At 39.1% G+C, this 15111-nt stretch carries 10 protein-coding genes and 2 pseudogenes; 11 read left to right on the plus strand and 1 reads right to left on the minus strand.

Annotated features, from left to right (window positions below):
• The first annotated feature begins 201 nt into the window (after positions 1–201).
• From POD11_RS16015 to sucD, 6 genes are all read left to right on the plus strand, one after another.
• Positions 202–330: a hypothetical protein gene (locus tag POD11_RS16015; RefSeq protein ID WP_002116082.1), complete on the plus strand. Its 129-nt coding sequence runs from the start codon at positions 202–204 to the stop codon at positions 328–330.
• Positions 331–487: 157 nt separating this feature from the next.
• Positions 488–3328, plus strand: coding sequence for a 2-oxoglutarate dehydrogenase E1 component (locus POD11_RS16025; RefSeq protein WP_016143215.1), 2841 nt, complete (start codon positions 488–490; stop codon positions 3326–3328).
• The gene (odhB, locus tag POD11_RS16030) at positions 3328–4521 is read left to right on the plus strand and encodes a 2-oxoglutarate dehydrogenase complex dihydrolipoyllysine-residue succinyltransferase (protein ID WP_016143216.1); all 1194 of its coding nucleotides are present in this window, start codon (positions 3328–3330) and stop codon (positions 4519–4521) included. Before POD11_RS16025 ends, odhB begins: the two co-directional genes overlap by 1 nt.
• 61 nt (positions 4522–4582) lie before the next feature.
• Positions 4583–6016: a dihydrolipoyl dehydrogenase gene (lpdA, locus tag POD11_RS16035; protein ID WP_002116053.1), complete on the plus strand. Its 1434-nt coding sequence runs from the start codon at positions 4583–4585 to the stop codon at positions 6014–6016.
• A gap of 147 nt (positions 6017–6163) precedes the next feature.
• The gene (sucC, locus tag POD11_RS16040; protein WP_001048573.1) at positions 6164–7330 is read left to right on the plus strand and encodes an ADP-forming succinate--CoA ligase subunit beta; all 1167 of its coding nucleotides are present in this window, start codon (positions 6164–6166) and stop codon (positions 7328–7330) included.
• A 14-nt stretch (positions 7331–7344) separates the two neighbouring features.
• Positions 7345–8235 (plus strand): succinate--CoA ligase subunit alpha, encoded by an 891-nt coding sequence (gene sucD, locus POD11_RS16045; RefSeq protein WP_000114637.1) that lies wholly within the window; start codon positions 7345–7347, stop codon positions 8233–8235.
• A gap of 412 nt (positions 8236–8647) precedes the next feature.
• On the opposite strand, the gene trpS is transcribed toward sucD, so the two are convergent.
• Complete coding sequence (gene trpS, locus POD11_RS16050; protein WP_016143217.1) at positions 8648–9661, minus strand: tryptophan--tRNA ligase; 1014 nt, start codon at positions 9659–9661, stop codon at positions 8648–8650.
• A 208-nt stretch (positions 9662–9869) separates the two neighbouring features.
• Between trpS and POD11_RS16055 the strand changes: the two genes are divergently transcribed.
• From POD11_RS16055 to POD11_RS17650, 5 genes and pseudogenes are all read left to right on the plus strand, one after another.
• Positions 9870–10799, plus strand: coding sequence for a DUF808 domain-containing protein (locus POD11_RS16055; RefSeq protein ID WP_016143218.1), 930 nt, complete (start codon positions 9870–9872; stop codon positions 10797–10799).
• A 27-nt stretch (positions 10800–10826) separates the two neighbouring features.
• The gene (ypfJ, locus tag POD11_RS16060) at positions 10827–11726 is read left to right on the plus strand and encodes a KPN_02809 family neutral zinc metallopeptidase (RefSeq protein ID WP_262457904.1); all 900 of its coding nucleotides are present in this window, start codon (positions 10827–10829) and stop codon (positions 11724–11726) included.
• A 240-nt stretch (positions 11727–11966) separates the two neighbouring features.
• Positions 11967–13469 (plus strand): cation:proton antiporter, encoded by a 1503-nt coding sequence (locus POD11_RS16065; protein ID WP_016143220.1) that lies wholly within the window; start codon positions 11967–11969, stop codon positions 13467–13469.
• A gap of 457 nt (positions 13470–13926) precedes the next feature.
• Positions 13927–14853: pseudogene (locus POD11_RS16070) on the plus strand (BapA/Bap/LapF family prefix-like domain-containing protein); the annotation flags it as partial.
• A gap of 56 nt (positions 14854–14909) precedes the next feature.
• Positions 14910–15111, plus strand: a pseudogene (locus tag POD11_RS17650) (Ig-like domain-containing protein); the annotation flags it as partial.

Raw genomic sequence — 15111 nt, forward strand, 5'->3', positions numbered from 1 at the left:
GAGCGAGGTTTTTATATATTGCACCATATATTAAAAGATAAAATCGCTTATGTATTTCGCCAATTTATAGATGGTATGTGTCAAAAAAATCAATCGTTGTTTAAGAACATGATACGATTTGCCACAAAGTTATAGGTGAAAAAAGCGTATACTAGTAGAATTAATTTAAGTAGCACGATCTTAGATCTGTGCTTAATTTTTATGGTTAAAGTCATTTTAGAAAAGTTAATTTTAAAGTTAATTTTTCTAAAAAGATTTGCAAAAAATTGCTCGGTTTTAATCGAGTATAAGGTGAGTGATGATGCCATTGAGGGCGTTGTGATTCATTAATTACCTATGGAGTTTTCTCTCTAGGTAGTATGACGCCCCATGGTCTTAAAGACCTGTTGGGTAAGTAATGCCTTTTTTACCAATTTGGCATTATGCATCATGGGTATGCTTAAAAGGCAGCCTGTAATATTTTTTGCAATAGGAAATGGGTCCACAAATGCAAGAAGTTGCTGACGCATTGCGTCTTGACACTGAACTTTCCGCTGATAGTGCAGCGTATATTGAAGAACTTTACGAGCAGTACCTGACTTCCCCAACCTCTGTAGCTGAGGACTGGCGCCAATATTTCGATAAATATCCAAAGGGTGACCAACCACACAGCGCTGTGCGTGAGCAATTCCTATTACTAGGACGTAATGCTAATCGTGTTCAACCTGTTGTACAAAGTACGGTAAGTACTGAGCATGAGCGTCGTCAAATTGGCGTTTTACAACTTATTGCTGCTTATCGTAATCGCGGACATCAAAAAGCTAAATTAGATCCATTAGGTCTTGCTAAGCGTGAAGAGATTCCAGATTTAGATCTTTCAGCTCACGGTTTAACCAAATCAGATTTAGACACTGTATTCAATACCGGCAATCTTGAAATCGGCAAAAGTGAAGCAACGCTTGCTGAAATGATTGAAGCAATGGAGGCAATCTATTGTGGTTCAATCGGTGTTGAATACATGCATATCGTGGACACAAAAGAAAAGCGTTGGATTCAACAGCGTCTTGAAAGTGCTCGTGGTAAATTCAATTACACAAATGATCAAAAGAAAGGCTTCTTAGAGCGTTTAACTGCTGCAGAAGGTCTTGAAAAATATCTTGGTAATAAATACGTCGGTGCTAAACGCTTTGGTGTTGAAGGCGGCGAATCTTTTATTCCTATGGTAAACGAGATTATCCAGCGTGCTGGTGCTGTAGGTTGTAAAGAAGTTGTTATTGGTATGCCACACCGTGGACGCTTAAACCTTCTTGTGAATATTATGGGTAAAAACCCTGCGGACTTATTTGGTGAGTTCGAAGGTAAATCAATTCATAAAAAAGGTTCTGGCGACGTTAAATACCACCAAGGTTTCTCAAGTAATGTAATGACTCCAGGTGGCGAAGTTCACTTGGCATTGGCATTTAACCCATCTCACTTGGAAATTGTTGGGCCTGTAGTTGAAGGTTCTGTACGTGCACGTCAAGTACGTCGTAGAGACATTGGCGGTGATGACGTTTTACCAGTGATTGTTCATGGTGATGCGGCATTTGCAGGTCAAGGCGTGAACATGGAAACCTTCCAAATGTCACAAACTCGTGGCTATACGGTTGGTGGTACAGTTCATATTATTGTGAACAACCAAGTAGGTTTCACAACTTCTGACCCTCGTGATGCACGTTCTACAGAATACTGTACAGACGTTGCTAAAATGATTCAGGCGCCAATTTTCCATGTAAATGGTGATGATCCTGAAGCTGTTATCTTTGCTACTCAATTAGCACATGATTTCCGTCACGAATTCCGTAAAGATGTTGTTATCGATTTGTTCTGTTATCGCCGTCGTGGCCATAACGAAGCAGATGAGCCATCTGGTACACAACCATTGATGTATCAAGTAATTGCTAAGAAGGCAACTACTCGTACACTTTATGCTGATCAACTTGTTCAACAAAAAGTAATTGATCGTGCTGAAGCAGACCAAATGGTTGAAGATTATCGTTCTGATTTAGAAGCGGGTAATCATGTAGCAAATGCATTAATTCTTGAACCAAATACCAAGATGTTTGTAGATTGGACTCCATATTTGGGCCATGACTACACAGACGATTGGGATACTTCATTTGACTTAAATCGCTTAAAAGAATTAGGCGAGGGCATGAGCAAACTTCCTGAAGGGTTTGTAATGCAGCGTCAGGTTCAAAAAGTAATTGAAGATCGCGTAAAAATGCAAACTGGTGAAACTCCTTTAAACTGGGGTGCAGCAGAAACTTTAGCTTATGCAACTTTACTAGATGAAGACTATCTAGTTCGTATTACTGGTGAAGACGTGGGTCGTGGTACCTTCTCACACCGTCATGCGAAATTGCATAACCAAGCTGACGGTTCAACTTACATTCCTCTTTGTCATGTTAAAGAGAACCAACCACGTTTTGCAATTTACGATTCTTTATTGTCTGAAGAAGCTGTTCTTGCTTTCGAATATGGTTATGCAACTACAATTCCTAAGAGCTTAATTATTTGGGAAGCACAATTTGGTGACTTCGTAAACTGTGCTCAGGTTGTAATTGACCAGTTCATTGCTTCTGGTGAGACTAAGTGGGAGCGTGTTTGTGGTTTAACAATGTTGTTACCACACGGTTTCGAAGGTCAAGGTCCAGAACACTCATCAGCTCGTTTAGAACGTTTCTTACAGTTATGTGCTGAAGATAATATGCAAGTGATCACTCCAACGACACCTGCACAGATTTTCCACGCATTACGTCGTCAAGCTGTACGCCCAATTCGTAAGCCATTGATTGTAATGTCACCAAAATCTTTACTTCGTCATAAACTTGCGACTTCTACTTTAGAAGAGCTTGCAAATGGTTCATTCCAAACTGTAATTGACGAAATCGATCAAATTAATAAGTCAGATGTAACTCGTCTTGTACTTTGTGGCGGTAAAGTTTATTACGACTTACTCGAAAAACGTCGTGAACAAAACTTAACTAATGTCGCAATTGTACGTATTGAACAGTTGTATCCATATCCAGAGCAACGTCTTGCAGAAATCTTGGCTGCATATCCAAACGTGAAAGAACTTGTTTGGGCACAAGAAGAGCCGAAGAACCAAGGCGCATGGTTATTTATTGCACCTCGTTTATATGACGATATCTTAAAGTCTGGCAAACAAATCCGTATCAGTTTTGCAGGTCGTGAAGCTTCTGCTGCACCAGCTTGTGGCTCACCGTACTTGCATGCAAAACAACAAGCTCAGCTAATTAATGATGCATTGGCAATCGAAGCTGAACAATCAGGAGATTCTCAATAATGGCAACCGAAATTAAAGCACCGGTATTCCCAGAGTCTGTTGCAGATGGAACCATCGCAACTTGGCATAAAAAGGTGGGTGAACCTGTATCACGTGACGAAGTGATCTGTGATATTGAAACCGACAAAGTTGTTTTAGAAGTTGTTGCTCCTGCTGATGGTAGCTTAGTTGCGATCATTAAAGATGAAGGCGATACAGTTCTTTCTGACGAAGTGATTGCTCAGTTTGAAGCTGGTGCTGGTGCAGCAGCGGCTGCTCCTGCAGTAGAGCAAGCGGCTGCTCAGACTCAAGCTGGTGCGGCTCCTGTTGTTGAGCGTACAGAAACTGTATCTGACCAAGCTCCTGCAGTTCGTAAAGCGTTAACTGAATCTGGTATTGCTGCTGCTGACGTACAAGGTACTGGCCGTGGTGGTCGTATCACTAAAGAAGATGTGGCAAACCATCAAGCTAAACCAGCTGCTAACGTTACTCCGTTAAGCGTAGCTGTTGGTGAGCGTATCGAAAAACGTGTTCCAATGACTCGTTTACGTAAGCGTGTAGCTGAGCGTCTTCTTGCTGCTACTCAAGAAACAGCAATGTTAACGACATTCAACGAAGTTAACATGAAGCCAATCATGGAATTACGTAAGCAATATAAAGATGCGTTTGAAAAACGCCATGGTGCTCGTTTAGGCTTCATGTCATTCTTTGTTAAAGCTGCTACTGAAGCACTTAAACGCTACCCAGCGGTAAATGCTTCAATTGATGGCGATGATATTGTTTATCACGGTTACTATGACATCGGTGTTGCAGTATCTTCTGATCGTGGTCTTGTTGTTCCAGTATTACGTGATACTGACCGTATGAGCTATGCAGAAGTTGAAGCAGGTATTGCTGCTTATGCTGGTAAAGCACGTGATGGTAAATTATCTATCGAAGAAATGACTGGTGGTACTTTCACAATCACTAACGGTGGTACTTTCGGTTCATTACTTTCAACTCCAATTTTGAATCAGCCACAAACTGGTATCTTGGGTATGCACAAAATCCAAGAGCGTCCTATGGCTGTAAATGGTCAAGTTGAAATCTTGCCAATGATGTATTTAGCGCTTTCTTATGACCATCGTATGATTGATGGTAAAGAAGCTGTAGGTTTCTTGGTAGCAATCAAAGAATTGTTAGAAGAACCAGCTAAACTCATCCTTGATCTTTAATTTCTTCGAATAATATTACCGAGGTAGAGTGATCCTCTATCTCGGACCATGGAGATAAACAATGTCTCAACAATTTGATCTTGTTGTTATTGGCGGTGGTCCTGGTGGTTATGAAGCTGCGATTCGCGCTGCTCAACTAGGTTTTAAAGTCGCTTGTATTGAAAAACGTATTCACAACGGTAAGCCATCTTTAGGTGGTACATGCTTAAACGTGGGTTGTATTCCTTCTAAAGCATTACTTGACTCTTCTCACCGTTATGAAGATACAGTACATCACTTAGCTGATCACGGTATCACTACAGGTGAAGTGAATTTTGATCTTGCTAAGCTTCTTGCTCGTAAAGACAAAATTGTTGACCAATTAACTGGTGGTATCGATCAATTGCTTAAAGGCAATGGTATTGAGTGGTTAAAAGGTACTGGTAAATTACTTGCTGGTAAAAAAGTTGAGTTCGTTTCTCATGAAGGTGAAACTCAAGTTTTAGAGCCTAAATACGTTATTCTTGCGTCTGGTTCTGTACCTGTAAACATTCCAGTAGCTCCTGTAGATCAAGATATTATTGTTGATTCAACTGGTGCATTGAACTTCCCAGAAGTACCTAAGCGTTTAGGTGTTATTGGTGCGGGTGTAATCGGTTTAGAGCTTGGTTCTGTTTGGCGTCGTCTTGGTGCTGAAGTTGTTGTTTTTGAAGCAATGGATGCATTCTTACCAATGGCTGATAAAGCTTTGGCAAAAGACTATCAAAAACTTTTAACTAAGCAAGGCCTTGATATTCGTATTGGTGCTAAAGTTTCTGGTACTGAAATTAATGGTCGTGAAGTGACTGTTAAATACACTCAAGGTGGCGAAGAAAAAACTCAGACTTTTGACAAATTAATCGTTTGTGTAGGCCGTAAAGCTTATGCAGAAGGTTTATTGGCAGATGATTCAGGCATTAAATTGACTGAACGTGGTCTAGTAGAAGTAAACGATCACTGTGCAACTTCTGTAGAAGGTGTATACGCGATTGGTGACTTGGTTCGCGGTCCAATGCTTGCTCATAAAGCAATGGAAGAAGGTGTAATGGCTGTTGAACGTATTCACGGTCATGCAGCTCAAGTGAACTATGACACAATCATTTCTGTTATCTATACACATCCGGAAGCGGCTTGGGTTGGTTTAACTGAAGAACAAGCTAAAGAAAAAGGTCATGAAGTTAAAACTGGTCAATTCGGTTTTGCTGTAAATGGTCGTGCTTTAGCGGCGGGTGAAGGTGCTGGTTTTGTTAAGTTTGTTGCTGATGCAAAAACTGACCGTTTATTAGGTATGCATGTTATTGGACCTGCAGCATCTGATATCGTACACCAAGGTATGATCGCTCTTGAATTTGTATCTTCTGTTGAAGATCTTCAGTTAATGACATTTGGTCACCCAACATTCTCTGAAGTTGTTCATGAAGCTGCACTTGCTGTAGATGGTCGTGCAATTCACGCGATTCAACGTAAGCGTAAATAAAATAAAGAGCGGTTCTCCGCTCTTTTTCACATTCGATGGTGTGATTAAAAAAGCATCAAGGTGAAAGACGTAGACAGCAATTTGCATATGCAACATGAGAATGTTGCGCAAATTGAAGACAACAAACAAAGTTAAGTAGGTAACTAAATGAACTTACATGAGTATCAAGCTAAAGCGTTATTGAAAGAATATGGTATGCCAGTACAAGAAGGTATCTTGGCTACCAATGCAGACGAAGCAGTTGCTGCATTTGAACAGCTTGGTGGTAAATTCGCGGTAATGAAAGCGCAAGTTCATGCTGGTGGTCGTGGTAAGGCTGGTGGCGTTAAAGTTGCAAAATCTAAAGAAGACGTTATCGAATTTGCAAACAATATCATTGGTACTCGTCTTGTAACGTATCAAACAGATGCAAATGGTCAACCAGTAAACAGCATTATTGTTGCTGAAGACGTATACCCAGTTGAGCGTGAGCTTTACTTGGGCGCGGTTGTAGACCGTTCTAGCCGTCGTATTACTTTCATGGCTTCTACAGAAGGTGGTGTAGAAATCGAGAAAGTTGCAGAAGAAACTCCAGAAAAAATTATCAAAGTTGAAGTTGATCCATTAGTTGGTTTACAACCATTCCAAGCGCGTGAAGTTGCGTTTGCGTTAGGTTTGAAAGACAAACAAATCGGTCAATTTGTAAAAATCATGACAGCTGCTTACCAAGCATTTGTTGAAAATGACTTTGCATTATTTGAAATTAACCCACTTTCAGTTCGTGAAAATGGCGAAATTTTATGTGTAGATGCTAAAGTAGGTATCGACTCTAACGCGCTTTACCGTTTACCTAAAGTTGCTGCTTTACGTGACAAATCTCAAGAGAATGAGCGTGAATTAAAAGCATCTGAATTCGACCTTAACTATGTTGCTTTAGAAGGTAACATTGGTTGTATGGTTAACGGTGCTGGTCTTGCAATGGCAACTATGGACATCATTAAACTTTATGGTGGTCAGCCTGCAAACTTCCTTGACGTTGGTGGCGGTGCAACTAAAGAGCGCGTAATCGAAGCGTTCAAAATCATCCTTGCTGATACGTCTGTACAAGGTGTTTTAATCAACATCTTTGGTGGTATCGTACGTTGTGACATGATTGCTGAAGCAATTATTGCAGCGGTTCAAGAAGTAAATGTAACTGTTCCAGTTGTTGTTCGTTTAGAAGGTAACAACGCTGAGTTAGGTGCTAAATTACTTGATGAATCTGGTTTGAAATTAATTTCTGCGAACGGTTTGTCTGATGCCGCAGAAAAAGTTGTAGCTGCAGTTAAAGCGTAAGGGGAGTATCAATCATGAGCGTATTAATTAATAAAGACACTAAAGTATTGGTACAAGGTTTTACTGGTAAAAACGGTACTTTCCACTCTGCACAAGCTTTAGACTACGGTACAAAAGTTGTTGGTGGTGTTACTCCAGGTAAAGGTGGTACTACTCACCTTGACCTACCAGTATTCAACACAATGAAAGAAGCTGTACGTGAAACAAATGCAGATGCATCTGTAATCTATGTACCAGCTCCATTCGTTTTAGACTCAATCGTTGAAGCGGTTGATTCAGGTGTTGGCCTAATCGTTGTGATCACTGAAGGTGTTCCAACAATCGACATGCTTAAAGCAAAACGTTATTTAGAAACTAACGGTAACGGTACTCGTTTAGTTGGTCCTAACTGCCCAGGCGTGATCACTCCAGGTGAATGTAAGATTGGTATTATGCCTGGTCACATTCACCAACCAGGTCGTATTGGTATCATCTCACGTTCAGGTACATTGACTTATGAAGCTGTTGCTCAAACAACTAAGCTTGGTTTAGGTCAGTCTACTTGTATCGGTATCGGTGGTGACCCAATCCCAGGTATGAACCAAATCGAAGCTCTTCAATTGTTCCAAGACGATCCAGATACTGATGCAATCATCATGATCGGTGAGATCGGTGGTACAGCAGAAGAAGAAGCTGCTGAATTCATCAAATCTAACGTGACTAAGCCTGTAGTAGGTTACATTGCTGGTGTAACTGCACCTAAAGGTAAACGTATGGGTCACGCTGGTGCGATCATTTCTGGTGGTCAAGGTACTGCTGAAGAGAAATTCGCTGCATTTGAAAAAGCAGGCATGGCTTACACTCGTAGCCCAGCTGAGCTTGGTTCAACAATGTTGCAAGTTTTAAAAGAGAAAGGCTTAGCTTAATCGCTTTATCCTGAATCTTAAAAAGCACCGCATCTGAAAATGATGCGGTGCTTTTTTATTTATTAAAGATAAATAAGCAAAATTTTATAAGTAAAGTTAAATCAAAATAAAATATTTAGGCAAAAAAATACGCAATGATTGGGGTGATCATTGCGTAGAACAACGAATCTGTAAAAACAGTTTCGGTTTAAGGAGAAATGTCGTGAGTCTCATATGATGTGACCTACACAGTAAATAATAAATACAGTTAAGATTCTCTTCATTGCTATTAGCGTTAATAAGTGTTACTTCACGTTAATAGGGTAAAAGCATGTGAATAGTCGTCAATAGGTTAGTAATTCTAAAAAATGAATATTATAAAAATTAAACAAATACAAAAAAAGCCCCGCAGGGCTTTTAGTTTCAAACAGAATTAAAATCTAAATAAACCTAAACCATCTTTAACTTCGTCTAAAGTCTGCTGAGTAATAAGTCGACACTTATCTGTACCTTGGCGTAAAACATCCATAATGTAGTCAGGATCTTTAGCAAGTTCTTCGCGACGTTCACGAATAGGCGTAATTAACTCTTTTAACACACCTTCAAGACGTTTTTTAACTGTACCATCACCAAGACCACCACGACGATAGTGAGCTTTTAACTCTTCAACTTCTTCTTTATTTGGATCAAATGCATCTAAATAGGTAAATACAATATTGCCTTCAACTTGACCTGGATCTTCGATACGAAGGTGGTTTGGATCTGTATACATTGCATTTACAGCTTTTTTAATGTCTTTATCAGAAGCATTTAAAACGATGGTATTGCCTAATGATTTAGACATTTTCGCTTTACCATCAAAGCCAGGTAAACGTGCCATGTTAGAAAGCAAAGCTTTACATTCAGGCAAAAGATCTTGACCAATTTGACGGTTTACACGGCGTACCACTTCGTTCGTTTGTTCAATCATTGGAATCTGATCTTCACCTACTGGAACGACAGTCGCTTTGAAAGCAGTAATGTCAGCCGCTTGTGCAACAGGGTAGCAGAGGAAACCGGCTGGAATATCACGCTCGAAACCACGCATTTGAATTTCAGATTTAATGGTTGGGTTACGTTCTAAACGTGCAACAGTTACGAAGTTAAGATAGAGCATGGTGAGCTCATTCAGTGCTGGCAAGCAAGATTGAACACAAATGGTAGTTTTTGTTGGATCAATGCCGACAGCTAGATAATCTAGAGCTACTTCCAAAATATTGCGACGGACTTTATCTGGGTTATCTGCATTGTCTGTTAATGCTTGTGCATCTGCTAACAAGAGATGTTGATGATGGCTATCCTGTAAACCTACACGAGAACGCAAAGAACCGACAAAATGCCCAAGATGAAGTTGTCCGGTTGGGCGGTCGCCTGTCAAAATAATTGGACGCTGATCAACATTACTCATTATTTATTCCACTGTCTTATTGGCTTAATCAGAGGGTAGTAAGCCCTGCAATATAAAAGATTGGCATTATTGTACGGGAAATAAAAAAAATTCGTCAGCGATTGGATAAACTTTTCTTAAAATAATATTGTGAATTTATTCAGTAAAATTACAGAAATTCAAAAAAATCATCTTACAATAGCTTAATAAATACAAACTTGGATAAGAAATGGCAAGTGGCTTACTTTTATTACTAGATGATATTGCAACAATTTTAGATGATGTTGCTTTAATGAGTAAAATGGCAGCGAAGAAAACTGCCGGAGTTTTAGGTGATGATTTAGCCCTGAATGCCCAGCAAGTAACAGGTGTTCGTGCAGATCGTGAGCTTCCTATTGTTTGGAAAGTCGCTAAAGGCTCATTTGTTAATAAGCTCATTTTAGTGCCTTTAGCTTTATTAATTAGCGTGATTGCGCCTTGGCTTATTAATCCTTTATTAATGCTCGGAGGTTTATTTTTATGTTATGAGGGAGTGGAGAAAGTTCTCCATACCATTATGCATAAAAAAGCTTCTACACAAGAAGAAGCAAAAGCAGAGCTTGATAGTGAAGAATTAGATTTAGCAAATTTTGAGAAAGAAAAAATAAAAGGAGCAGTAAGGACAGACTTTATTTTATCAGCTGAAATTGTCGTTATTTCTTTAGGTACTGTGGCTACAGCTACTTTAATGACTAAGGTAAGTGTTCTCAGCATTATTGCCGTTGTCATGACAATCGGTGTGTATGGTCTGGTTGGCATGATTGTTAAAATTGATGACTTAGGGTTATATTTAACTAAACAAACTGCCTCTTTTAAACAAACTATAGGTCGAGGTCTATTGGCTTTTGCTCCTATTTTGATGAAATTACTTTCAATCGTGGGCACTATTGCAATGTTTTTAGTGGGTGGCGGGATTATTAATCATACAATTCCGTTACTTCATCATTTAACTGAAGATACAGTGGATCACGTAGAAACAATACCAGCGGTAGGTAATATCATTGGTGCTTTAACACCGACACTGATTAACTTTGGAATAGGACTAGTTGCGGGTGCAATTGTTTTATTAATTGTAAGCTTAATACAAAAAATGTGGCCTAAAAAAGCATCGGGTTCATGATGCCATTCTAAAAAGAAGAGGGAAATTATGCGCTGGAAAGGTCGTCGAATTAGTAGCAATGTGGAAGACCGCCGAGGTGGTGGCGGTGTTAGAGCGGGTGGTATCAGTATTATTGGTTTGGTTGTTGCGTTTGTTGCGTGGAAGTTTTTTGGGGTCGATCCACAACAGGCTTATCAAGCAACGCAGCAGGTTACTGCTTCCCAGCAATCAAATGCAACTGCACCAGAGAGTCTAACAGCCGAACAAAAAGAGGCTTCTGATTTTGTTGGAACAGTTTTGGCTGATACAGAGGATACGTGGGCTCCTATATTTAAACAGCTGGGTAAAACTTATACCCCCCCAAGATTAGTATTGTTTAGTGGAATGATTCAGTCAGGATGTGGCACTGCCCAATCTGCCATGGGGCCATTTTATTGCCCGGCAGACCAAAAGGTTTATATCGATACAGAATTCTTTAAAGATATGCGTCAGCAAATGGGAATTTCTGGTGAACAAAACCAAACTGAACTTTCCAGAGAAGATCAGGCTGGTGATTTTGCACAAGCTTATGTTGTTGCACATGAGGTAGGGCACCATGTTCAAACTCTGCTCGGTATTTCGTCACAAGTCCAGCAAGCCCGTGCACAAGTCAGTCAAAGAGAAGGTAACCAATTATCTGTCCGTCAAGAATTACAAGCTGACTGTTTAGCGGGTATTTGGGCTAACCATAATCAACAGCGAACTCAGTTTTTAGAGCAAGGTGACATTGAAGAAGCAATGGATGCTGCTCAAAAAATTGGAGATGATTATTTACAGAAGCGTTCTACTGGTCAGATCGTTCCTGATAGCTTTACTCATGGTAGCAGTGAACAGCGAATGCATTGGTTCCAAGTCGGTTTAAAAACCGGTGACATTAACCAGTGTGATACCTTCAATAATTCAATCTAAATATAGAAGGATGAGACTTATTAATATTATTTAAGAAGCTCATCCATCTTCCTTTAAATGTTAACTATAAATAATGTTAAGAAATTTAACAGATTGATAGATTGTTCAATCAATTCGTTAAACTTGCATCCGAATTTTCATTTTTTATGATCATGGCATTATTAATGCCTACATTTTGTTTAGTTTGGTCGACCTAGCAAAATTTTCTTATTTGGTCGTTGACCCAGAAGAAGGGTGTTCATGGGTAATTTTTTTCTACTACAAGCATTTACAGTGGTTTTTGCGCTATCAATTGCAACCACGATTTTTAATAAACGTATTTTGGGTTTTCCCCAAGCTATTGGTGTTCCTCTTGTTTCTGCGATTTTTGTCTTTATTCTACAGTGGGGTGCTAGCCTACTAAACGGTAACCAGTTTATCACCATCAATATTCATAATATTGAAGAAGCAGTACGCCATATCGATTTTTATGATTTTTTAATTAATGGTGTTATTTGTTTTATTCTGACTTCTTCGGCACTCAAATTTAAAATTTCAGATCTAAAAAGTTATTGGAAACAAATTAGTATTTTGGCAACGATTGCCTTAGTGCTTTGCGCCGTATTGTTTGGCAGTTTACTGTACGGATTCCAATTACTAGTTGGATATCACGTGCCAATTCTGGTGTTGTTACTTTTAGGTGCAGCTTTAGGAGCAACAGACCCTATTGGTATTAAAGGTGTACTTAGTTCGATTCGTGCACCTCATCATTTAATTGTTAAGCTAGAAGGTGAATCATTATTTAATGATGCAATGTGTATTGCATTGTTTATGACTTTACTCAATGTTTTGCAAGGTGAACATTTCTCATTGGTCGCAACCTTAGAAGCTCTACTCTATGAAATTGTTGTTGCAGTCGGGATTGGCTGGGCATTTGGGGTAGGGGTATTGCGTCTATTACGTGGTAAACACGAAATGGAGTCCCTGATTTTAACAACCGCACTACTCGCGAGTGGAGCATATTTAGTTGCTTTGTTTGCGCATGCATCAGCACCAATTGCTTGTGTAATTGGGGGCTTAATTGTTGGGAACAAATGGAAAGAAATACGAGAAGAGCGTGAGATTCAAGAAGTTAACCATTTCTGGCACACTGTAGAAGGAATTATTAACTCCTTCTTATTCACTTTAATTGGTTTAGAGCTATTTATTCTGGATTTAAACTTCAGCCTGATTTTAGGCGGTATTGTTGCGTTCTTTATCCTACATATTTCTCGTTTTGCAGCTAACTTCATGGCTTTTGCCTTTTTCCCTACAATGCGTAGAACCAAAAGCTACAATGGTAGTTTGACCATTTTATCTTGGGGAGGAGTACGAGGAGGGATTTCACTTGCATTGATTTTGGCTGTTGCCAATATTCCTGCTTTAAGTCCTTATAGTAGTATCTTAATTGGTTATACCTTTATCAGTGTATTGTTATCCGGGATAGTCTGTGGTCTAGGCCTGCCAGCTGTGATGAATGCTTTTTATTACAATCCGAATGAAGAAACTGAAGGCTTAAAAGGTTTCTATCAGAGATTGTGTCATAAGATGAACCGAAGAGGTTTTCAGTATATTGTTGGAGAAGATGCACTGGGCAGAGAGACGATCACTGTTTTTAATCCAGATATTCTTGTTGACCAAAAAACTGAGGATGGAATTGCAACAATGCATGATCCAAATAAGTTACAAGAAGTAAAACGATTTGAGAGTCCTGATAATTTCTAAATTTAAATAGTTTTAATTTTTATAATCCATTTAAAAATTAGGTTTTAGTGTAATAGTAAAATATTATCTAAAGCCTTTTTTTTCTATATATATCATTAATAATATATTTTATTTTATTAAGATATTAATAAGTGTTATATGAATATTTTAATTAAATGATTTTTCAACAAATGGTAAATAATAAAATATTAAATTTGTTTTATATATAAAACATTTAATGCAATATTTCATTAAATTAACACAAGAAAAACCTAATAAAGACTTATATATAATTTGTATTAATTAAAATTTTTTCTTTAGGTACTTTAGTATTTGTTTTTTTTATTTTAAAGTGTTTAATGTAAAAATGATCACATTACTTAATGTTTTTAAGTTGTAGGTCAAAAACTTAGAAACATTAAGTAAAAAGAATTATACATAAAATCATTTAAATCAATAATATAAAAGGAATACAGATATGCCTGAAATACAAATTATTGCTAAGGACAATCATAAAACCTTAGCAACAACAGAGGGAACTTCTGCAAAGCTTTCAGAAGCATCGGTCGTATTGGTAAAAGTAGCTGCCAGTGATGTGTTGGTAGTAAATAGGGAGGGTACCAATGCAGTTATTCGCCTGAAAAATGGCCAAACCATTGTTATTGAAGACTTCTTTAGCGGTACAGCTGAACCTAAAGATAACAGCCTTGTTTTTCAAGATGAAAATGGACAGCTAATTTGGGCAAAATTCAAAGATGCTGAAAATGATGCCGACGCAGATGCTGACGCAGATGCCGATGCTGACAGCGATGTTGAACCACAAGCTCTGGTAGCAGAAGATTTACCAGCTGCTTTACCAGCAGAAGCACCACAAGAGTTGGTGTCTGATGTTATTTATCAACCTATTTCTTCAATTGAGCCATTACTTTATCACGATGCAGGCATAAACCCATGGCTATGGGCTATCCCATTAGTTGCGGGTGGTATTATTGCTGCCGCATCGAACAGTGATAGTGATGATGATTCTTCAACACCTACTGATACAACACCACCAAGTACAGATGGGGTGACCTTCACAGTTGACCCTGTTACTTCTGACAATGTGATTAATGCATCGGAAGCAGCGGGCAATGTCACCATTACAGGTGTATTGAAAAATATTCCAGCAGATGCGGCGAATACGGCCGTTACAGTTGTTATTAATGGGGTAACTTATAATGCAACTGTAGATAAAGCAGCGGGTACATGGACAGTAAGCGTACCAGGTAGTGGTTTAACAGCTGATGCAGATAAAACGATTGATGCTACTGTAACGTTTACAGATGCGGCAGGTAATAGCAGCACTGTTAAAGATACACAAACTTATACGATCGATACCACAGCACCAAATGCCCCAGTAATTGACCCGGTTAACGGAACAGACCCGATTACAGGTACAGCAGAACCTGGTTCAACTGTGATGTGACTTATCCTGACGGTACGACTGCAACAGTTGTGGCAGGTACAGATGGCAGCTGGTCGGTAACGAATCCGGGCTTAAATGATGGTGATGAAGTTAAAGCAGTAGCAACAGACCCTGCAGGCAACCCATCATTACCAGGTACGGCCATTGTTGATGGAATTGGACCAAATACAGATGGCGTTAATTTCGCAGTTGATTCAG

The sequence above is a fragment of the Acinetobacter sp. P1(2023) genome (assembly GCF_028367635.1).
Lineage (GTDB): Bacteria > Pseudomonadota > Gammaproteobacteria > Pseudomonadales > Moraxellaceae > Acinetobacter > Acinetobacter pittii_E.

What these genes read in the sequence shown, in the direction of transcription:
- POD11_RS16015 (WP_002116082.1), top strand. Translation starts at nt 202, where the DNA reads ATGGTTAAAGTCATTTTAGAAAAGTTAATTTTAAAGTTAATTTTTCTA.
- POD11_RS16025 (WP_016143215.1), top strand. Translation starts at nt 488, where the DNA reads ATGCAAGAAGTTGCTGACGCATTGCGTCTTGACACTGAACTTTCCGCT.
- odhB (WP_016143216.1), top strand. Translation starts at nt 3,328, where the DNA reads ATGGCAACCGAAATTAAAGCACCGGTATTCCCAGAGTCTGTTGCAGAT.
- lpdA (WP_002116053.1), top strand. Translation starts at nt 4,583, where the DNA reads ATGTCTCAACAATTTGATCTTGTTGTTATTGGCGGTGGTCCTGGTGGT.
- sucC (WP_001048573.1), top strand. Translation starts at nt 6,164, where the DNA reads ATGAACTTACATGAGTATCAAGCTAAAGCGTTATTGAAAGAATATGGT.
- sucD (WP_000114637.1), top strand. Translation starts at nt 7,345, where the DNA reads ATGAGCGTATTAATTAATAAAGACACTAAAGTATTGGTACAAGGTTTT.
- trpS (WP_016143217.1), bottom strand. Translation starts at nt 9,661, where the DNA reads ATGAGTAATGTTGATCAGCGTCCAATTATTTTGACAGGCGACCGCCCA.
- POD11_RS16055 (WP_016143218.1), top strand. Translation starts at nt 9,870, where the DNA reads ATGGCAAGTGGCTTACTTTTATTACTAGATGATATTGCAACAATTTTA.
- ypfJ (WP_262457904.1), top strand. Translation starts at nt 10,827, where the DNA reads ATGCGCTGGAAAGGTCGTCGAATTAGTAGCAATGTGGAAGACCGCCGA.
- POD11_RS16065 (WP_016143220.1), top strand. Translation starts at nt 11,967, where the DNA reads ATGGGTAATTTTTTTCTACTACAAGCATTTACAGTGGTTTTTGCGCTA.